Source organism: Acidovorax sp. FG27, assembly GCF_040365715.1.
In the GTDB taxonomy this organism is placed as follows: Bacteria; Pseudomonadota; Gammaproteobacteria; order Burkholderiales; family Burkholderiaceae_C; genus Paracidovorax.
The window spans coordinates 1-19,577 of the sequence record NZ_BAABVY010000012.1 but is presented as its reverse complement, the minus strand read 5'-3'; the positions used below and the strand labels follow the sequence as shown (position 1 = coordinate 19,577).

Below are 19,577 nucleotides of genomic sequence, written 5' to 3'. Positions count from 1 at the left end.
ACTGGTTCACTCAGCGCGCCATACCAGGGACTGGGCCCGCCCCTGAACCGGGCCAGGCGCCGCCAGCGCACCAGGGTGGCGCCGCCCGGGGCGGCGGGCGCCCCCCTGCGGGGCACACCCGCGCGCCGATCAGTCGGCCAGCGGCCCCTGCAGCAACCCCTCCGCCAGCCACTGCGTGCCCAGCAGGAAGTCGTCGATCTCCATCGCCTCCTGGGGGTTGTGCGAACCATGGGCGTTGCGCACGAACAGCATGGCGGCGGGAATGCCGGCGGCGGCGAACACCGCCGCGTCGTGGCCGGCGCCGCTGGGAATGCGCTCCAGCGTCTGCCCGGCACGCGCGGCCACGGCTTCGAAGCGCTGGATCCAGCCCTCGTCCATGGTGGCGGGGGCCGTGGTCAGGCGCTCGTCGAATTCGAAGCGCACGCCCCGGTCGGCCGCGATGGCGCTGCACTCGGCCTGCATCAGCTGGTGAAAACGCTCCAGCGTGGCCGCGTCCTGGCTGCGGGCCTCGAAGCTGAACTGCACCTCGCCAGGAATCACCGACACGGCGTGCGATTGGGCGGGCGTGGTGCAGATGCCGCTGGTCATCACCAGGTCCATGCCCATCTGCAGCAGCACGCGCCAGTGCTCGTCCATGCGGGAGAGCAGTTGCGAGACGGCCAGCACCGCGTCCTTGCGCAGCCAGCGCGGCACGGCGCCGGAGTGGCCGGTCTCGCCGATGCAGCGCACGCGGTTGTGGCGCACGTTGCCGCGAATGCCCGTGACGGCCGCCACCGGCCAGCCGCGTGCGACCATCACCGGGCCCTGCTCGATGTGCAGCTCCAGATAGGCGGCCACGGCGCACGGCAGCAGCGGCGTGCCCTGCGCGATGGCCTCCACGTCGGCGCCGCAGCGCGCCATGGCGTCGCCCAGCGTGCCGCCGTCCGCGCGGTGCGGCAGGCGCAGGGCGGCGGCGGGCAGGCGCCCCAGCAGCGCCATCGAGCCCATGTAGGCGCGGCCGTACCAGGCGCTTTCCTCGCCGCGCAGCGCCAGCACGCGCAGCGGCGCGCCGCGGTCATGCCGCCCGCGCAGCGCGGCCAGCACCAGCATGCCCGCCACCACGCCGGCCAGGCCGTCGTAGTTGCCGCCCTGGGGCACGGAATCGACGTGCGAGCCGATGACCACCACCGGGCCGGGGCGCGTGTCTTCGGGCAGCCGCATCCACAGGTTGCGCGCGCGGTCGTATTCGCAGGCCAGGCCCAGGGCGGCGGCATGCCGCTCCAGCACCTGCAGGGCCGCGTCTTCGCCGGGCCCGTAGCTTTCGCGGGTGATGCCGGGGCCGTCGCGGGTGGCGTCGGCCACCTCGGTGAGCATCGCCACGGCCTGCACGCGCCACGCGGCGGCGCTCACGCGGCACCTCCGACCGGCGCGCCGCCGGTGCCGCCGTGGGCCAGCGACCACTGCGTGGGCGATGCGGTGAAGTCGGCCAGCGTGCGCAACTGCTGCGCGCCGAGCCGCCCCGATGCGATCAGCGCGGCGTGCAGGTGCGGCCACGACGCCAGCGCGTGCAGCTGCAGCGCCTGCTGCGCGGCCGCCCCGGTGGCGGCGTGCGGGTAGATGGCGTAGTCGAACAGCACCAGCGCATCGGTGACCTGCGTGCCGGCCTGGCGCAGCGCGGCGGCGGCGGCCCGCTTGGAGCGGCCGTCGGTGGTCACGTCGTCCACCAGCAGCACGTTGGCGCCCGCCTGCGGCAGCCGCCCCTGCAGTTGCGCCTGCACGCCCCAGCCGATCGGCCGCTTGCGCAGATACAGCATGGGCAGCGCGAGCCGGTCGGCCAGCCAGGCCGCGAAGGCGATGCCGGAACTTTCGGAGCCCACCACGGCGCCGATGCCCTGTTGGGTGACGAGCGGCGCCACGGCCCGCGCGGCGGCGTCCATCAGGTCGGTGCGCCAGGCGACGTCGCTCAGCAGGGCGTGCACGTCCACATAGACCGGGCTGGCCCAGCCGGAGGTGTAGAAAAAGGGCGTGTCGCCCGCGATGCGCACGGCATCGGTGGCGACCAGGGCGCGGGCGGTGCGCTCCGCATCGGAGGGTGAGAAGACCATCGGCTACCTGCTGAATGAGCAAGTGATGCACTGTAGGCAGAGGCGCGGGTGGGGAGAAGTGCAAAAATCTCCGCCAGCCGTTCCGAAACGCGATGGCTCGCCCGACCCCGGCGGCTGCGCTGGCTTGGCTCTTGCATCGAGGGCCGGTCGCAGCAGTGCCCGCCAGCCCCTTCCCTTTCCCATGTCCCGTCTCCTCTCATCCCGCAGCTTTCTGCGCCAGCTCGATCTGGGCACGCTCGATCTCTTCATCATGGTCTGCGAGGCCGGCAGCATCGCGCGCGCGGCCGAGCGCGGGCAGATGGCGCCCTCGGCGGTGAGCAAGCGCATCGCCGAGCTGGAAACCCTGGCCCAGGCGCCGCTGCTGGCTCGCCACGCGCGCGGCGCCCGCCCCACCCCGGCGGGCGAGCAGCTGCTGCAGCACGCCCACGCCATCCTGCTGGCGGTGGAGCATTTGCACGCCGACCTGGGCGAATTCGCGCGCGGCGTGCGCGGCCACGTGCGGGTGTGCGCCAGCGCGTCGGTGGTCGAGCAGTTCCTGCCGGCGGAGATGGCCGGCTTCATGCAGCGCCATCCCGACATCCGCATCGACCTGCGCCAGGCGGCCAGCCGCGCCGTGGCGCAGGCGGTGCGCGAAGGCGCGGCCGACATCGGCATCTGCGGCGCCAGCGACGAAGTGCTGGGGCTGGAGTCGCGCCCTTACCGGTGCGAGCGCCTGGTGCTGGTGGTGCCGCGCGGCCACGCGCTGGCGCGGCTCAAGCAGGTGCCATACGAGCGCGCGCTGGCCTACCCGCAGATCGGCCTGCGCGACAGCAGCACGGTGCAGCAGTCGCTGGCGCAGGAAGCCCGCGCCACCCGCCGCGTACTGGCCCGCCGCATGGAGGTGGACAGCCTGAGCGCGCTGTGCCGCATGGTGGAAAGCGGCCTGGGCCTGGGCGTCATGCCCGAGGGCGCCTTCCGCGCGCTGGGCGAGGCCACCCAGCTGCGCTCCGTCGCGCTCACCGACGCCTGGGCCGACCGCGAGCTGAATCTGTACGCCCTGCGCTTTGCCGACCTGCCCGTGGCCGCGCAGCGCTTTGCGGACCACGTCACGCCGCAGCGGACCTGACCGCCACCGCACCGGCCCGGCCCGGCGGACACGCCGCCGCTGCGCGGGGTGAAGCGACACGGGGCGCACGCCCGCGGGCAGCGGCTTCTAGAATGAAGGTCACCCCTGCCTCTTCTTCCTTCGGGCCCCCGGCGCGCCCCACGCCCTGCCGGGGGCAGCCCACCGCCTGCGACTTGCCGAAAGACCGCCGCCATGAACGCCCCTGCCACCGCCACCCATCTGCTGCCCGAAGTGCCCCTGCGCCCGGTGCCCCCTGCGATGCTCGATGCGCTCGCGGCACGCTTCGGCGCGCAGCTGTCCACCGCGCTGGCGGTGCGTGAACAGCACGGCCGCGACGAAGGCTCCATCCAAGCGCCGCCGCCTTCGGCCGTGCTGTTTGCCGAAAGCACGCAGGACGTGGCCGATGCCATCCGCCTGGCCGCCGAGCACGACGTGCCGGTGATTCCGTACGGCGCCGGCTCGTCGCTGGAAGGGCACCTGCTGGCCATCCAGGGCGGCATCAGCATCGACGTGAGCCGCATGAACCGCCTGCTGCGCGTGGATGCGGACGACCTCACCGTCACCGTGCAGCCCGGCATCACCCGCAAGCAGCTGAACGAAGCCATCAAGGACACGGGCCTCTTCTTCCCCATCGACCCGGGCGCCGACGCCAGCATCGGCGGCATGGCCGCCACCCGCGCCAGCGGCACCAACGCCGTGCGCTACGGCACCATGCGCGAGAACGTGCTGGCGCTGGAAGTGGTGACCGCCAGCGGCGAGGCCATCCGCACCGGCACCCGCGCCAAGAAAAGCGCCGCCGGCTACGACCTGACGCGCCTGATCGTGGGCAGCGAAGGCACGCTGGGCGTGATCACCGAAGTCACCCTGCGCCTGTACCCCCTGCCGGAAGCGGTGAGCGCCGCCATCTGCTCCTTCCCCAGCATCGAGGAGGCCGTGCGCACCGTCATCCAGACCATCCAGCTGGGCGTGCCGATTGCCCGCGTGGAGCTGATCGACCAGCACACCGTGCGCATGGTGAATGCCCACAGCAAGCTGGGCCTGCGCGAAGAGCCCATGCTGCTGATGGAATTCCACGGCTCCCCCGCCGGCGCGCAGGAACAGGCCGAGACCGTGCAGGCCATCGCGCAGGAATGGAACGGCAACGCCTTCGAATGGGCGACCACGCCCGAGGAGCGCACCCGCCTCTGGACCGCGCGGCACAACGCGTATTTCGCCGCCGTGCAAAGCCGCCCCGGCTGCCGCGCCATCAGCACCGACACCTGCGTGCCCATCAGCCGCCTGGCGGACTGCCTGCTCGACTCGGTGATCGAAGCCGACGCCAGCGGCATTCCGTACTTCCTCGTCGGCCACGTGGGCGACGGCAATTTCCACTTCGGCTACCTGATCGACCCGAACAGCGCGGAAGAACGCCAGAAGGCCGAAGCGCTGAACCACCAGCTGGTGGCCCGTGCCCTGGCGCTGGGCGGCACCTGCACCGGTGAACACGGCGTGGGCATCCACAAGATGGGGTTTCTGCTGGACGAGACCGGGCCGGGGGCCGTGGCGATGATGCGGGCGATCAAGCAGGCGCTGGACCCGAAGAACATTTTGAATCCGGGGAAGATCTTTGCGATGTGATCGAGCGTTGGTCGCTATTGATTTGGTAGCTACCCGCGCTGGATGGGCGGGCGCCACAAGCCATTTTGGCCTGACTATCAAGCAACGTGTCCCAGCCGCGCCTCCACCGTTCGGGCTGAGCTTGTCGAAGCCAGGGCACGTTTTGGACATCACGGCTGGAGGGCTGGCGAGCGAACAGTGTTGCCCTGGCGTACTCCATCAGGCAGGCGTTTCGGCCGCAAGTTCGCGGGTTCACAGCGCATCCAGCGGACTCAAGATGTCGCGCCCACTCTTGTTCAGCACGTGGGTGTAGATCATGGTGGTGCTCACATCCGCGTGGCCCAACAGCTCCTGCACTGTGCGAATGTCATAGCCCGCCTGCAGCAGATGGGTAGCGAACGAATGCCGCAGCACATGGGGCGACACTGGCTTGTCACTGCCCGCACGCCGCGCACCCTCTCGCACCGCACGCTGCGCCGACTCCGGATACACATGGTGGCGCCGCTCCACCGACTGCCCGGTACGCGCATCCGGGCGCGGGTCGATGGATCGCACCGGTGACGGAAACACCCACTGCCACGCCCAGCTGCGGTCTGCGTCGGGGTACTTCACCGCCAGCGCATGCGGCAGATACACCCGGCCCAACCCCGCCGCCACATCCTTGTCGTGCAAAGCCCGAGCCTTGTGCAATTGCGCTTGCAAGGGCGCAATCAGGTTCTCCGGCAGCACCGTCACCCGGTCCTTGTTGCCCTTGCCTTCGCGCACGATCACCTCGCGCCGGGCGAATTCCACGTCCTAGACCCGCAGGCGGAGCGCCTCCAGGGAAGCTCTGCACGAATCAAGCGGAAAGTGGGCGCTGCGGATCGGGAGGGCTGCAAGGCGCAAGCCGCAGTGATAGCCGTAGCTATCGCGAGGATTGGCAACGCCGAAGACTGCCCGAGTCCGCAGATGCACGCGACGCGGCGATTCGTGCAGAGGTTCCCTACCAGCCGCATCCCCGTGCCGTATAGCAACTGCGCCACCAACCCCGGCGTGCCATCGACGTGCAACAGCAGTCCGCGCACCTCGGTCGGCGTGAGCACCACCGGCAGACGCTGTGGCCGCTTGACCTGTGCGACTTCATTCAGCCAGGGCAGCTCCATTCCCAAAACCTGTTTGTACAAATACAGAACCGCCGCTTTGGCCTAGTTTTGCGTGGATGCCGCAACGTGCCTGTCGACCGCCAAATTGCTCAGAAACGCCTCGACCTCCACCGCGCCAATGTCCTGCGGATGGCGTTTGCCGTGATAGAGAATGAAGCGGCGCGCCCAGTCAACGTACGCCTGCTCCGTGCGAATGCTGTAGTGCCGGGTGCGCAGGTGGATGCGCATTCGGTCTAGCAACTTGGGCGGCGGCCTTTCCGCCAGCGGATCGGATAGTAGAGGCTGCATGGATGCCACCTGCAAAATTTTAGGTTTGCCTAAATGTGATGATGTTGGGGTTTGCGAGTGGATGCGACCAAGTGTGTTGTGTTGGCGGACTGCGAACGGTAGGATGAACGTCGTCTATTTCTAGTTAGCCTCGTATTCCGCTTCATGCAGGCCCGCACCCATTCCAGCGTTTCGCCTTTCTCGAAGGTTTCTCCTTGGGGGTTTTGGCGCTTTGCTGGGCTTCGCCTGCGTTCGCTTCGTCAATTTCAAGCCTTTTTGGCTGTTGGCGCCCATTCACCCACCGCCACCTGCTATCGTTTTGGCAGCGCTGCGCCTCTTCCGTGGCACAGCGCTTTTTCTCGGGCTGCGCACGTCTGCACATCGTGGCTCTCCCTCTTGGCGTCCTCGCCTAACCATTCGGTCAAGCCGACCCGCCTCCGGCGGGCGGCTTACCTCCGCCGTTAGACGATATGCGAGCACTGTAATTTTTTAACCACTAAGGAGATAACTCATGCCACTTAAACCAGGACCAAAGCCGATAGCACCCTCAACAGGAGAGCTGGATAAGCGCCGTCGGGATAACAAAACTACACCAGGCAATACACCAAACCTCAAACCTAGCAAATGGATTAATCCCCAAAAAAATAAATGAAGCTTTTCTCGTTAAATTGCTTTTCTAACCCGTCGCTCAAGCGGACGTTTACTCCGCCTTTTAGCTTGGTGCATTATAATTTTAAGGATAATCTATGAGTGCATGGTCTGATCAAATTTTTCAAGCAGTTGCCGCAAACGGTGGTGTTGTTCGTCGCTCGCGTGCTGATGTCGATCAATATTCATCGCTCTTGGAAATTATTTAAAAGGCTCAAGCACGAGGCCTTCATATGATTGAAACTGGAGGGCAGGTAGTCATACTCTGCCATTTTGGGCATTTAGTTGTCCATTGTTGAGTTCTAACATTGCAGTCAAGCCGACCCGCCTACGGGGGGCGACTTACTTTGTCCGTTAGTCCTCAAAAAGCCCACATCCATGATCGCCCCATTATTCAAGAAGAATACGCTTGAGCAAACGAGTTTCCAAGTGGATGAAGCGGGGTTCAACTTTCGCGGTCGGAAGTATGCATTTGCCGATGTAGTGGAAACCCGAAGCTCCCGGGTTATCCATCAGACGCGGCATATCTCGGTAGGCGTTACTGAAAGTCACGACCCAGCCATGTCGTTCTTGCTTGTCATGCGCGATGGAGAACATATCCAAGTGACTGAGCAATCCACGCTCACGTCGTCAACTAAGCACGCTCGTGTCGACCAGTTGCAACAGGCGTTCGATGCCATATGCGCGAAGACTTTTGATCAGCGCGTCAAAAATATGTCAGTCAAGTTGATGCTAGCGGCTTCTTCTCCTATGGCGGTTGGCGGTTCTCGCCTAAGCAGCAGAAGCTCATCCATGAGAGTTCAGGTCTTGCCCATTCCATAGATGAGCTGCAATTCTTGCGGAGCTACGGATTTATTGAGTTGGTCCCAAAGCAAGAGAGCTTTGCCGCAAGAGTTCTTCGCAAGTCGAAGCAAGAACTCAGCGGTAGACGGCATGGGGTTAGTACGCTGGCAGACACAGATGTATTCTTTGCCCTCTTGCATCACTACTTTCGCCTCAAGTGGTGAACCGTGTGATCTAACCCTTCGCGCAAGCGGACTACGCAAAAGCTGCGCTTTTGCTTCGCCGCTTAGCTCGTACGTTAGCTTTGAAGGGCTTTCAATGTCAGCTCCAAAAATCAGTTTGAATAAGCTTGGCGAGTATATGAGTGCCACACCAGCAAGACGGCGGCGCATCATTGAAGATCAGATTGCCCCGAAGGATTTTGTTGTGGCTCGATACACCGATGCACGCGAAAGCATTGTCAACTGCATTGCAGGAATTATTTCTGAAGACCAGCTAACTCAGGTAGCAGAAGATCTACGAAATAAAGAATATGAAAGCAAATTTATTGCACAAGACAAGAATCTATCGGCTGATGCTATAGATAGTTTTCTTGAAATATCGGATCAATTGCCAGAAAATTACAAATTTGAAAAAGCACCTGCAAATGAAAAATCAACTATGGGAATAGCAGGTGTTGACGTCTCCATCAGACCCGATGCTTATATAAAAAATGACAATGATGAAGTGATTGGCGCATTAAAGCTTCATTTTCCAAAATCAAATCCCCTGGATAAAATTTCTGGAGAATATGTTGCAACCACTTTAAAAACATTTGTTCAAGAAAACTCAGAAAATACGATTGATCATAAGTTATGCATTATCATTGACGTACCCTCTTCAAGTGTTATTTCTGCACCGAAAGCGGAAAAGAAGAGAATGATTGATATTGAAGCGGCTTGCAAGGAGATTAGTGCACAATGGAAGGCCAAAACAAGCTAACCTAGCACTCAAGCCGACCCGCACACTGCGGGCAGCTTACCTATTTCGTTAGGCCTTTTTATGGCAACAAGGCTCCAATGAGCTACTACGCACCAGGGGAAGAAGCAGCTTTCTTCAACTGCCTGCAATACATTCCCGGCATCCTTTCCGTAAAGGGTTTGGGACGAGAGCTTCATATCCAAATTCGATCCACGCGCTTGAGCCGTAGCTCTATCTTAGAGTTGGTTGCTCTCTACCGCCGATATCAAGGCAAACTCCGAGAACTTTCAATGTTCTCAACGCCTGCAAACAAGGCATGGCTTGAACCGATGCTAGTTCCTCCTAACGACAGGCAAAAGAGGTCGCGCGGGTGAGTGCTCCCACCGAACGAGTCTTTGCCACCAGTCTAACCGGTTGGTCAAGCCGACGCCCACAAGCTCCGCTTGTGGGTACCCTCCGTGCTTTGCACTCCGGCGCGGCTTACCGTAAGCGTTAGATCACATGGATGAAGTGATCGGAATCTCTTTGGGCATGGTGGTGAGCCTCACGGGGAGGATGATTATTTCGATCCTCACTCTCAGACGTTGGCGAGGCGAATCGTTCGATGGTCAAGAGGGTCGAATCCACGGTGCTGCAGGTGCTCTTTCATTTGTACGAGAAGGGCATCGTGTGATAACAACTACTGGCCAGCTGTTTGTTGGAATAGCGTTCTATGTGCTGCTCGCTGGAGGGCTCGTTGCATACGCCGTCGCGATCTAACACGGCGCTCAAGCCGAACCGCCTTCGGCGGTCGGCTTAGCTGATTCGTTAGGACACTGTAGCCATGGCGCTCATCTCCCACGCCGCAGATCTACTTGCGCAATTGCCAAGCGTCGTCAGTTCGAAAGGGCGGGACGGCAAGCGCTTTGTTCATGCGCTCGCGCATGAACCATGTCAGTCGAGATCTACTCACCGGTCGGCACTGACCCGCAAACGCCACATGAGCAAGACGAGCTTTACTTCGTACATTCGGGTCACGCGACCCTTCTCATTGGATCCGATTCCCATGAGTGCCATCCAGGCACGATTGCCTTTGTTCCAGCGGGTGCTGACCACAAGTTTGTGAAATTCAGTGCCGACTTTTCTACGTGGGTTGTGTTTTGTGGGCCTCAGAGCGGCGAGTCATAATTAGTCATCGCAGCGGACGCCTCCGGTGCACGCTCTGGTGCCTGTCGACTCGGGCGTTAGACCGCTCAATAAATCAAACCCATCGCGGCCGCTGGCACGCGTACCGATTTCAGAGTCGAACTCTGACTCAGGAAAATGGCGTATGACCATTTCGCCCTTTTTCCCCGGCCGTCCTTCCAAGCCTGGCGCCCAGCCCTACCGAGGCCGCTCCACGCTCCTGCTCGCCGCAACCCTGCTCGCAGCGATGCTGACCGCCTGCACGCTACCCACCGATGCCATCGTTCATCCGGTGGCGAGTGTGCAGGCTGCCGTACCGGTCTATCCGTTGACTGCCAGGCTGTACGGTATCGAAGGCGCCGTGCGCGTACAGTTTTGCGTGCGGGCCGATGGCGCGGTGGTGGATATCCACGTCAAGGAAAGCTCTGGCAGCGCGGAGCTGGACGGCGCGGCGGTCGATGCGGTGAAGCGTTCGCGGTTCCGGCCTGCGCAGACGGCGTCGGGCAAGTGGGTGAAAAGCTGCATCAGCGCGCCTTATCGGTTCGTTCTTGAATAGGCTCGGGCGTTCGCTGGCGGCACCAGCGGCGTGCCCGTGCGCATCGTGAGCAACTCGAACGCCGATTCCTACGGCAGCTGCTAGCCAGGGGCGATGGTTGCGCCGAACGGCACTTGCACGACGAATGCGTTGTGCCCAGGACCTGATAGCGGCACCGGTGGCGGGATCTGAGAGAAGCGGCGTGCTTTATCGCCAACGCGGTGAAAGCGCGGGTGCAATGCCAATGCGATCTGGTGCACCAGTCTTCCCGACGCGGCGCGAATTTAAGCGCCGCCTAAGTGGCCGCTCCTACAGTGAATTCGTCGCTGCAATCCACCCGCCGGGCAGCGTCAACGCAATGGGTCCGGCGCGGCGCACCGCAGTGCCGGGGCCGAATCGGATGAACCACTGAATGAAGGAGTCACACCATGCGAGTTCTCGCCTACCTCACCGCCCTGACGGTTTCCGCCGTGACCGCCACCGCCGCCATGGCCCAGACGCCAGCACCCGCCGCACCGGCCAAGCCGGTCGTGAAGACCACCTGCGCGGACTATGTGGCGCTGAACGAAACCATCAAGCCCAAGTTCATCTACTACGCGGTGGGCCACGGCAAGAAGGGCGCGAAGGAGGTGGTGTTCGAGGAAGAGGCCATCGAGAAGATCAAGCCCGAACTGGACCAGTACTGCGCCGTGAACCTGAGCAAGTCGGCCTACGACAAGGTGCTGGCCAGCAGCATGGCCACCGACCCGGTGGGCAACAACTACCACGCGCCCAAGACGTCGAAGTAAGCACGGAAGGGCACACGCCTGACCCCACCGCAGGCTCCGGCCCCAAAACAAAGAGCCCTGCACCGCAGCGATGCGGTGCAGGGCTCTTTGTTTTACGTCGTTCTGACCGCCTGCCAGCGCGGATCGATGGCGGCGCCCTCACCCGAGCGGCGGCAGCAGGTTCATCAGCAGGACCATGCCCAGCCCCACCAGCGCGACGATGGACTGCACGACCGAGATGGTCTTGGTGGCTTCGCCCAGGCTCATGCCGAACGATTCCTTCACCAGCCAGAAGCCCGCATGGTTGGCGTAGTTGAAGAACAGCGAGCCGCAGCCGATGGAGAGCGCCAGCAGCGGCTGGTTGACGGCCGTGCCGGAGGCAGCCAGCGGCGCCAGCAGCCCCGCTGCGCCCACGATGCCGACGGTGGCCGAGCCGGTGGAGACCGACAGCAGCATGGAAATCAGCCAGCCCAGCAGCAGCGGCGACACGGGCAGTTGCTGGCTCAGGTGGACGATGGCGTCGCCCACGCGCGCGTCGGTCAGCACCTGCTGGAAGGCGCCGCCGCCCGCGATGATGAGCAGCACGTTGGCGATGGGCTTGATGCTGTCGCTGAGCGCCTTGCGCACGGCCTCGGGCTGGCCGGGGCGCAGCGCCAGCACGGCGAAGACCACGCCCAGCAGCATGGCGATGATCGGGTTCCCCACGAAGGCGGTGAAGTGCAGCAGCGCGGAGCCCTTGGGCAGCAGCATCTCGCCCAGCGCATGCATCAGCATGAGCAGGGCCGGCGCCAGCGCCGCCAGCACGCCCAGGGCCAGACCGGGAGGCTGCCTGTGCGCCGCCGGGGCGCTGTGGGCGGCTTCCGTTGCCGCCGTGGCGTCGGCGGTGGTGTCGGGTGCGTACTGCGCGATCAGGGCGTCGTCCGGGCGCACCGTCAGCCGCTTGGCGATGAAGCTGCCATACACCGGCCCGGCCAGCACGATGGCCGGCAGCGCGGCGATGAAGCCGTAGATCATGGTGGCGCCGACGCTGGTCTTGAGCGTGGCGATGGCGGTGAGCGGGCCGGGGTGCGGCGGCACCATGCCGTGCATGGCGGCCAGCGCGGCGATGACGGGCACGCCGACGTAGACGTACGCCGACCCACTGCCCTGCTGCTCGGCCTCCAGCTTGCGGGCCACGCCGAAGATGAGCGGCAGCAGCACGATCAGGCCGACCTCGAAGAACATCGGAATGCCGACGATGAAGGCCACGCCGGCCATGGCCCAGGGCAGCGCCCTGCGGGATGCGCGGTCGAGGATGGCGCTGGCCAGGCTGTCGGTGACGCCCGAGTCCGCCAGCACCTTGCCCAGCATGGCGCCCAGGGCCACCACCAGCCCCACCGCGCCCAGCGTCTTGCCCGCGCCGCCCGAGATGGCGGCGACCAGCTTGTCCAGCGGCATGCCGGTGAAGAGGCCTGCGCCCACCGACACGATCAGCAGCGCCAGCAGCGGGTGCACCCGCAGCCGCGACACGATGAGCGCCACCAGGCAAAGCACGCTGACGAGCGCGGTGACCAGCAATTGGATGTCGTGGGAAGTCATGGGTGGACCTGGGCAGGAGGAAGCGAAGGGGTCAGGCGGCCATGTCCAGCTGCATGATGATCATGTTGACCAGCGTGCTCACGGTCGGGCGGCCGGTCTCCACCGTGAAATGGGCGACCTCGCGGTAGAGCGGGTCGCGCACGGCATAGAGCTCCCGCAGGCGCTCCAGCGGGTTGGCCACCTGCAGCAGCGGGCGGGCCTTGTCGTGGCGCACGCGCTTGAAGATCTCGTCGGGCGAGGCGCGCAGATACAGCACGTGGCCGAAGTCGCGTAGCGCCACGCGGTTGGGCTGGCGCAGCACGATGCCGCCGCCGGTCGACAGCACCATGTCGCCGGGCTCGGCGGCGATCTCGGCCATCAAGGCGGTTTCGCGCTCGCGGAAGCTGTCTTCGCCGTGCTGCTCGAAGTACGAGCGGATGCTGGTGCCCAGGACACTTTCCATCCGCTGGTCCAGGTCCACGAAGGGCACATCGAGCCGCCGCGCCAGATGACGGCCGACCGTGGATTTGCCCGAGCCTGGCATGCCAACCAGTGCGCAGCGCGTCTGCATTCTTTGTGTCCTGTCTGTCGTTATCGGTGGGTGCGATCGGAGCCGTGGAGTGTACGGCCCGCATTCTCGGTCGATGGCCCTCTGCGCCACGGCCGGCCTGTCGGCATCAACTGACAGTCGCCCCAGCCTGCGTGGCCGACAATCAGCCATGGCACTTTCTTCTTTCAAGGAACGTGTGGCCGACCGCGTCCAGCGCATGCTGCGGCCCATCGCCCCGTTGATTCGCGCCGCCAATCTGTGGATGGACGTGGACGGCCCGCGCATGAGCGCCGCCATGTCGTTCTACGGCATGCTGAGCCTGGCGCCGCTGCTGCTGTTGCTGGTGGGCGTGATGGGCTGGTGGATCGACAAGGCCTACCTCGAAACGAATCTCATCGCCCAGGTGCAGCACGTGGTAGGCGACCGCGGCGCGGACGCGATCCGCGTGGCGCTGGCGAGCGCGCAGGAGCCGTCGCAGGGCCGGCTGGCGTCGCTGTTCGGCTTCGGCCTGCTGCTGTCCGGCGCGACCGGGGTGTTCGTGGAGCTGCAGTCGGCGCTGGAGCGCCTCTGGCTGGGCGGCCAGCCTCCGGCACCGCAGACCACCAAGGCCTGGTGGCGCATGGCGTCGCTGCGGCTGCGCGGGCTGGGCTATGTGCTGGCCATCGGCTTCCTGCTGCTGGTGTCGCTGGTGGTGTCCACCGGCATCAACATGGTGGGCCACTGGGCCAGCGATGCGCTGCCGGTCGGCTCGGGCACGCTGCTGCTGGTGGTCAACGAGCTGGTGGCGTTCGCCATCGCCGTGGGCCTGTTCGTGGGCCTGATGCGCATCGGCGGCGGCCCCAAGCCGTCCATGATCTGCCTGGTGTTCGGTGCCGTGGTGGGCGCCATCCTGTTCACGGTGGGCAAGCAGCTGCTGGCGCTCTATCTCTCCACGGCGGCGGTGGTGTCGGCCTACGGCGCCGCGGGGTCGCTGGTGGTGCTCTTGATGTGGATCTTCTTCTCGTCGGCCGTGCTGCTGTTTTCTGCCGCCTGCGCCCGTGCGCTGCAGGAAGTGCGCGAAGAGAACGCCCTGCGCACCGGGCTGCCGCCCGAGAAACGTTCTGCCTGACGCGGCAAGGCCACGCCCGCCGGTCAGCGGGTGATTTGCAGCCCCGTGCCCAGCCCCAGCCGGTCGGCCAGCCGCAGCGCGTTGGCGGGCGCGTGGATCTTCTCGGTGTTGTCGAAAAAACAGAACACGTTGCGTGGCGTGCGGCCGGGGGCCGAAGCCCTGCGTGCCGCGGGCGCCACCGTGCGCATATCGGCCGGCACACCGCCTGCGGCCCAGGCGCGGATGCGCGCCGCCCACCGGTCGATCTGCGCGTCGCCGTAGCCGCTGGCGTAGAGCGCGCTCGCGCCGTGCAGGCGCAGGTACATGAAGTCGGCCGTGACGTCGCCCAGCTCGGGCCAGCGGCCGCCCGTGTCGGCCACCACCAGCGCTACACCGTAGCGGCGCAGCAGCGCGACGAAGTCGGGGTGGCAGAAGCTGTCGTGCCGCACTTCCAGCGCGTGGCGAACGCGCCAGGGCCGCTCGGGCTCCAGCAGCTCGCGGCCGCGCATGCGCTGCGCGTCGCGGTCGGCGGCCAGGGCGGCGGCGGCAGTGGTGTCGTGGGGCAGCAGGGCCAGGAAGGCGTCCAGCAGCTCGGCATCGAACGCGAGGTTCGGCGGCAGCTGCCACAGGATGGGCCCGAGCTTGGCGCCCAGGCCGAACAGACCGGACGCGAAGAAGTTGGCCACCGCCGCGCGCGCATCGCGCAGGCGCAGCACATGGGTGATGAAACGCGGCGCCTTCACGGTGAACACGAAGCCCTCGGGCGTGTCTGCCGCCCAGCGGGCGTAGCTGGCGGGGCGCTGCAGCGCGTAGAACGAGCCATTCAGTTCGATGGCCGGAAACTGGTGCGCGGCGTGGCGCAGCTCCTGCGATTGCACCAGCCCGGGCGGGTAGAACGGGCCGCGCCACGGCGGATAGCGCCAGCCGGAGATGCCGATGCGGATCTGTGCTTGCATGGGATCGGTGCGTAGGAGTATGCAGGTGCCTGGTGCGCTCTGCGTGGCAAAGCGGGTCACATGGGCCAGGGGACCGATCCAGCCTACGGACTTGCGCCGCCGATGTCACCACCCTCTGCACGCCGCAAACCGAAGGTGCGCCACCGGCGGACACACAGGCTGGAAGACCGCCTACAGGCACGGCAGGCGGCCCCGACGGCTTCTTACGGCCGTTACAAATGGCCTCGGCTTGTAAAGCGATGTCGCGGGTACGCTGCCGACGACTACTCCAAGGAGGACTTTCATCATGGGTCTCATCGTTCGACCTTCCAACCCCCTCTTCCCCGCACAGGCGCAGGCCGCCCCGGCGGGCGCATCGACCAAGTGGCTCTGGGCCGCCGTCGGCGCGCTGGGCGTGAGCGTGCTGGCGCTGGGCGCCACCCTGGTGGTGCAGCAGTCGGGCCGCAACGCAGCGGCCGTGCAGTCCGTTGCGGCCGCTGCGCCGCTGCCGGAAGGCGCGGCCGGACACACCGCGCTGGTGGACGAAAATACTGCGGCAAAAGTGCCTGCAGCGCCGGTGCAGCGGGCGCAGCCCGCTACCAATTCCGTAGCAAATCGCGCTCCGGCCACCGCTCCCGCGCGACAGGACTATGCCCAGGGCGGCGGCTATGCGTCGCCCCAGTATTCCCGCCCCGTCTCGGCCCAGCCCGTGTGCGCCAGCTGCGGCCGGGTGGAGTCGGTGCAGGCCGTGCAGCAGGCGGCGCCGGCCACCGGCATCGGCGCGGTCGCCGGGGGCGTGCTGGGCGGCGTGCTGGGCAACCAGGTGGGCAAGGGCAATGGGCGCACGGCGGCCACGGTGCTGGGCGCCGTGGGCGGCGGCTACCTGGGCCACACCGTGGAACAGCGCACCCGCACCACCACGGCCTACCAGGTACGTGTGCGCATGGACGACGGCTCGCTGCGCACCTTCACGCGCTCGCAGCCGGTGGCCGAAGGCACGCAGGTGCGCGTCGATGGCCGCTCGTTCCGCGTGGACCAGGGCGGTGACGCCCGCTACGGCAACGGCCAGCCGGTGCGCGTGGTGAACGCGTACTGATGCCCTGCGGCCGGTCGCCGGCCGCGCGCGCCAGCAAAAAGGCCGGCCCCGGAGTTTCCGGGCCGGCCTTTTGCATTGGGGACTGGGCTTTGAGCGCAGCGCCCTGGCTTACTTTTCGACGAAGGCGCGTTCGACCACGAAGTCGCCCGGCGTGCTGGTGTTGCCTTCCTGGAAGCCGCGCTTTTCCAGCATCTCCTTCAGGTCCGCCAGCATGGCGGGGCTGCCGCAGAGCATGACGCGGTCCACGGCGGGGTCGAACGCCGGCAGGCCGATGTTGGCCGGGAAGGTGCCGTTCTCGATCAGGTCGGTGATGCGGCCCTGGTTGCGGAAGGGCTCGCGCGTGACGGTGGGGTAGTACACCAGCTTGTCCCGCACGATGTCGCCCAGCAGTTCGTGCTCGGGCAACTCCTTCTCGAACAGGTCCTGGTAGGCCAGCTCCTCGACCTGGCGCACGCCGTGCACCACAACGACCTTGTCGAAGCGCTCATAGGTCTCGGGGTCGCGCGCCACGGCCAGCCACGGAGCCAGGCCGGTGCCGGTGCCGATGAGATACAGGTTCTTGCCGGGCAGCAGGTAGTCGATCAGCAGGGTGCCGGTGGGCTTCTTGCCGACGATGATGGTGTCGCCCACCTGGATGTGCTGCAGGCGAGAGGTCAACGGGCCGTCCTCGACCTTGATCGACAGGAACTCGAGGTGCTCCTCGTAGTTCGGGCTGGCGATGGAGTAGGCGCGCAGCAGCGGCTTGTCGTTCACCTTCAGGCCGATCATGGTGAAGTGGCCGTTGGAGAAGCGCAGGGCCGGGTCCCGCGTGGTGGTGAAGGAAAACAGGCGGTCGGTCCAGTGGTGAACGGTCAAGACGCGTTCTTCGAGAAAGGCGCTCATGGAATGGCTGTGTCCGGAATAGAAAAGATTCGACGACGATGACGGTCGACCCGTCTCGGGCGGCAGGGCCGGTGGCCGGAACGGGCCCACGCACCAAGGGGTGGAGCGTTCCTGAAGCTGCCCCCTGCCATGCGGGCAAACCCCAGCATTGTCGGGCAAACCGGCAGCGCGGGTACATTCCCATATTGCAGAAGCTTATGCCCCCGGTTACGCACCCAGGACGACACACCATGCCTTCGACCCGCCGCGCCTCCCTGGCAGCCCTTGCCGCCCTCGCCCTGGCCACCCCCCTGCTGCCCGGCCAGGCGCATGCCCAGTCGGTCTACAAGATCGGCGAAATCAACAGCTACAAGGCCCAGCCCGCCTTCCTGGAGCCCTACAAGAAGGGCATGGAGCTGGCCATCGAGCAGGTCAACGCGGGCGGCGGCGTGCAGGGCAAGAAGCTGCAGCTGGTCACCCGCGACGACAACGGCAACCCCGGCGACGCCGTGCGGGCGGCCGAGGAACTGCTGGCGCGCGAGAAGGTCGACGTGCTGACGGGCACCTTCCTGTCGCACGTGGGCCTGGCCATGACCGACTTCGCCCGGCAGAAGAAGGTGTTCTTCCTCGCGGCCGAGCCGCTCACCGACAAGATCGTCTGGGAGAACGGCAACCGCTACACCTTCCGCCTGCGCCCCTCCACCTACATGCAGGTCGCCATGCTGGTGCCCGACGCGGTGCAGCTGCGCAAGAAGCGCTGGGCGCTGGTCTATCCCAACTACGAATATGGCCAATCGGCCGTGGCCACCTTCAAGGCACTCATGAAGGCGGCCCAGCCCGACGTGGAATTCGTCGCCGAGCAGGCCACGCCGCTGGGCAAGGTGGATGCGGGCAGCGTCGTGCAGGCACTGCAGGACGCCAAGCCGGACGCCATCTTCAACGTGCTTTTCGCCGCAGATCTCGCCAAGTTCGTGCGCGAAGGCAACACACGCGGCCTGTTCCAGGGCCGGGGCGTAGTGAGCCTGCTGTCGGGCGAGCCCGAATACCTGGACACGCTCAAAAGCGAGACGCCGGACGGCTGGATCGTCACCGGCTACCCGTGGCAGGCCATCCAGACGCCCGAACACAAGGCCTTCCTCGACGCCTACCAGAAGCGCTTTGGCGACTACCCCCGCGCCGGCTCGGTGGTGGGCTACAACGCCATCCTGTCGCTGGCGGCCGGCCTGCAGCGCGCCGGCTCGGCCGACACGGAGCGGCTGATCGCCGCCTTCCGCGGCCTGCAGCTGGACACGCCCTTCGGCCCCATCACCTACCGTGCGCAGGACCACCAGTCCACCATGGGCGCCTTCGTCGGCAAAACGAAGAACGAGAACGGCCGCGGCGTGATGGTGGACTTCCGCTACCTGGACGGCGCGAAGTTCCAGCCCTCCGACGCCCAGGTGCGCCAGCTGCGGCCGGCCGCGCCCTGAGACCTTTTCACCTGACCCGCACGCCGCGACCGTGGATTTCTCCGGCCTGCTGCTGCAGCTGCTGAACGGGCTGGCCGGCGCCTCCACCCTGTTCCTGGTGGCGGTGGGCCTGTCGCTGATCTTCGGCGTCACGCGCATCGTCAACTTCGCGCATGGCTCGTTCACCATGCTGGGCATCTACATCGCCTATTCGCTGGTGGAGCGCCTCGCGGGCGCCATCGGCTTCTGGCCCGCGCTGCTGCTGGCGCCCCTCGCCGTGGGGCTGCTCGGCGCGCTGGTCGAGCTGACGCTGCTGCGCCGCATCTACCGCGCGCCGGAACTCTTCCAGCTGCTGGCCACCTTCGCGCTGGTGCTGGTCATCAAGGACGCGGTGCTCTGGGCCTGGGGCCCGGAAGAACTCTTCGGCCCGCGTGCCCCCGGCCTGGAAGGCGCCGTGCCGCTGCTGGGCCGGCAGTTCCCGGTCTACGACCTGTTCCTGATCGGCGTGGGACCGCTGGTGCTGGGCCTGCTCTGGCTGCTGCTGCACCGCACGCGCTGGGGCACGCTGGTGCGCGCCGCCACGCAGGACCGCGAGATGGTGGGCGCGCTGGGCGTGAACCAGGCGTGGCTGTTCACCGCCGTCTTCGCGCTGGGCGCGCTGCTGGCCGGCCTGGGCGGCGCGCTGCAGCTGCCGCGCGAGCCGGCCCATCTCGACATGGACATGACCACCATCGGCGCCGCCTTCGTGGTGGTGGTGGTGGGCGGCATGGGGTCGATGCCCGGCGCCTTCGTGGCGGCGCTGCTGATCGCCGAGTTGAAGGCGGTGTGCATCTGGCTGGGCGTGGTGGAGGTGGCGGGCGTGGCCATCGCCTTCCCGCGCCTGACGCTGGTGGTGGAATTTTTGGTGATGGCGGCCGTGCTGGTGTGGCGCCCCTGGGGCCTGCTGGGCCGGCCCCTGCCGCCGCCGCGCATGGCGGGCGCCGCCGAGGCCC

Annotated in this window: 21 protein-coding genes; 13 read left to right on the top strand and 8 right to left on the bottom strand. The window is 65.9% G+C overall.

Annotation, left to right across the window (positions count from 1 at the left end; genetic code table 11):
• Positions 1 to 129: 129 nt before the first annotated feature.
• Positions 130 to 1,353, bottom strand: a complete 1,224-nt coding sequence (locus tag ABWV53_RS16090; RefSeq protein WP_353367470.1) for a hydantoinase/carbamoylase family amidase — start codon at positions 1,351 to 1,353, stop codon at positions 130 to 132.
• Positions 1,354 to 1,385: 32 nt separating this feature from the next.
• Positions 1,386 to 2,084: an orotate phosphoribosyltransferase gene (locus ABWV53_RS16085; protein ID WP_353367164.1), complete on the bottom strand. Its 699-nt coding sequence runs from the start codon at positions 2,082 to 2,084 to the stop codon at positions 1,386 to 1,388.
• 181 nt (positions 2,085 to 2,265) lie between these two features.
• Here ABWV53_RS16085 and ABWV53_RS16080 point away from each other — a divergent pair, with 181 nt between their 5' ends.
• Positions 2,266 to 3,189, top strand: coding sequence for a LysR family transcriptional regulator (locus ABWV53_RS16080; RefSeq protein ID WP_353367163.1), 924 nt, complete (start codon positions 2,266 to 2,268; stop codon positions 3,187 to 3,189).
• A gap of 192 nt (positions 3,190 to 3,381) precedes the next feature.
• Positions 3,382 to 4,806 (top strand): FAD-binding oxidoreductase, encoded by a 1,425-nt coding sequence (locus tag ABWV53_RS16075; RefSeq protein ID WP_353367162.1) that lies wholly within the window; start codon positions 3,382 to 3,384, stop codon positions 4,804 to 4,806.
• A 231-nt stretch (positions 4,807 to 5,037) separates the two neighbouring features.
• Here ABWV53_RS16075 and ABWV53_RS16070 read toward each other — a convergent pair whose 3' ends face one another.
• Together ABWV53_RS16070 and ABWV53_RS16065 are read right to left on the bottom strand one after the other, a co-directional pair.
• Positions 5,038 to 5,577: a tyrosine-type recombinase/integrase gene (locus tag ABWV53_RS16070; protein ID WP_353367161.1), complete on the bottom strand. Its 540-nt coding sequence runs from the start codon at positions 5,575 to 5,577 to the stop codon at positions 5,038 to 5,040.
• A gap of 392 nt (positions 5,578 to 5,969) precedes the next feature.
• The gene (locus ABWV53_RS16065) at positions 5,970 to 6,155 is read right to left on the bottom strand and encodes a phage integrase N-terminal SAM-like domain-containing protein (protein ID WP_353367160.1); all 186 of its coding nucleotides are present in this window, start codon (positions 6,153 to 6,155) and stop codon (positions 5,970 to 5,972) included.
• 204 nt (positions 6,156 to 6,359) lie between these two features.
• Between ABWV53_RS16065 and ABWV53_RS16060 the strand changes: the two genes are divergently transcribed.
• From ABWV53_RS16060 to ABWV53_RS16030, 7 genes are all read left to right on the top strand, one after another.
• Positions 6,360 to 6,659 (top strand): DUF1010 domain-containing protein, encoded by a 300-nt coding sequence (locus ABWV53_RS16060; RefSeq protein WP_353367159.1) that lies wholly within the window; start codon positions 6,360 to 6,362, stop codon positions 6,657 to 6,659.
• A 561-nt stretch (positions 6,660 to 7,220) separates the two neighbouring features.
• Positions 7,221 to 7,664 (top strand): hypothetical protein, encoded by a 444-nt coding sequence (locus ABWV53_RS16055; protein ID WP_353367158.1) that lies wholly within the window; start codon positions 7,221 to 7,223, stop codon positions 7,662 to 7,664.
• Positions 7,665 to 7,697: 33 nt separating this feature from the next.
• Complete coding sequence (locus ABWV53_RS16050) at positions 7,698 to 8,606, top strand: hypothetical protein (protein WP_353367157.1); 909 nt, start codon at positions 7,698 to 7,700, stop codon at positions 8,604 to 8,606.
• 480 nt (positions 8,607 to 9,086) lie between these two features.
• Positions 9,087 to 9,344, top strand: coding sequence for a hypothetical protein (locus ABWV53_RS16045; RefSeq protein WP_353367156.1), 258 nt, complete (start codon positions 9,087 to 9,089; stop codon positions 9,342 to 9,344).
• Positions 9,345 to 9,515: 171 nt separating this feature from the next.
• The gene (locus ABWV53_RS16040; protein WP_353367155.1) at positions 9,516 to 9,752 is read left to right on the top strand and encodes a cupin domain-containing protein; all 237 of its coding nucleotides are present in this window, start codon (positions 9,516 to 9,518) and stop codon (positions 9,750 to 9,752) included.
• Between the two features lie 142 nt (positions 9,753 to 9,894).
• Entirely contained in the window at positions 9,895 to 10,305 is a 411-nt protein-coding gene (locus tag ABWV53_RS16035; RefSeq protein ID WP_353367154.1) for an energy transducer TonB, read from the top strand.
• 407 nt (positions 10,306 to 10,712) lie between these two features.
• Positions 10,713 to 11,072: an HdeA/HdeB family chaperone gene (locus ABWV53_RS16030; protein WP_353367153.1), complete on the top strand. Its 360-nt coding sequence runs from the start codon at positions 10,713 to 10,715 to the stop codon at positions 11,070 to 11,072.
• Between the two features lie 138 nt (positions 11,073 to 11,210).
• Here the strand turns inward: ABWV53_RS16030 and ABWV53_RS16025 are convergent, their stop codons facing one another.
• Positions 11,211 to 12,629, bottom strand: coding sequence for a GntP family permease (locus ABWV53_RS16025; RefSeq protein WP_353367152.1), 1,419 nt, complete (start codon positions 12,627 to 12,629; stop codon positions 11,211 to 11,213).
• Positions 12,630 to 12,660: 31 nt separating this feature from the next.
• Positions 12,661 to 13,179 (bottom strand): shikimate kinase, encoded by a 519-nt coding sequence (locus ABWV53_RS16020; RefSeq protein ID WP_353367151.1) that lies wholly within the window; start codon positions 13,177 to 13,179, stop codon positions 12,661 to 12,663.
• Between the two features lie 148 nt (positions 13,180 to 13,327).
• On the opposite strand from ABWV53_RS16020, the gene ABWV53_RS16015 reads away from it, so the two are divergent.
• Entirely contained in the window at positions 13,328 to 14,266 is a 939-nt protein-coding gene (locus ABWV53_RS16015; protein ID WP_353367150.1) for a YihY/virulence factor BrkB family protein, read from the top strand.
• A 23-nt stretch (positions 14,267 to 14,289) separates the two neighbouring features.
• On the opposite strand, the gene ABWV53_RS16010 is transcribed toward ABWV53_RS16015, so the two are convergent.
• Positions 14,290 to 15,201, bottom strand: a complete 912-nt coding sequence (locus ABWV53_RS16010) for a DUF72 domain-containing protein (RefSeq protein WP_353367149.1) — start codon at positions 15,199 to 15,201, stop codon at positions 14,290 to 14,292.
• A 286-nt stretch (positions 15,202 to 15,487) separates the two neighbouring features.
• Here ABWV53_RS16010 and ABWV53_RS16005 point away from each other — a divergent pair, with 286 nt between their 5' ends.
• Positions 15,488 to 16,276, top strand: a complete 789-nt coding sequence (locus tag ABWV53_RS16005) for an outer membrane lipoprotein (RefSeq protein ID WP_353367148.1) — start codon at positions 15,488 to 15,490, stop codon at positions 16,274 to 16,276.
• A gap of 108 nt (positions 16,277 to 16,384) precedes the next feature.
• Here the strand turns inward: ABWV53_RS16005 and ABWV53_RS16000 are convergent, their stop codons facing one another.
• A complete protein-coding gene (locus ABWV53_RS16000; RefSeq protein WP_056665029.1) occupies positions 16,385 to 17,158 on the bottom strand; it encodes a ferredoxin--NADP reductase in 774 nt (257 codons plus the stop codon).
• 230 nt (positions 17,159 to 17,388) lie between these two features.
• On the opposite strand from ABWV53_RS16000, the gene ABWV53_RS15995 reads away from it, so the two are divergent.
• Together ABWV53_RS15995 and ABWV53_RS15990 are read left to right on the top strand one after the other, a co-directional pair.
• Positions 17,389 to 18,606, top strand: a complete 1,218-nt coding sequence (locus ABWV53_RS15995; protein WP_353367147.1) for an ABC transporter substrate-binding protein — start codon at positions 17,389 to 17,391, stop codon at positions 18,604 to 18,606.
• A gap of 31 nt (positions 18,607 to 18,637) precedes the next feature.
• The coding region (locus tag ABWV53_RS15990; RefSeq protein ID WP_353367146.1) for a branched-chain amino acid ABC transporter permease at positions 18,638 to 19,577 on the top strand (940 nt) is incomplete at its 3' end.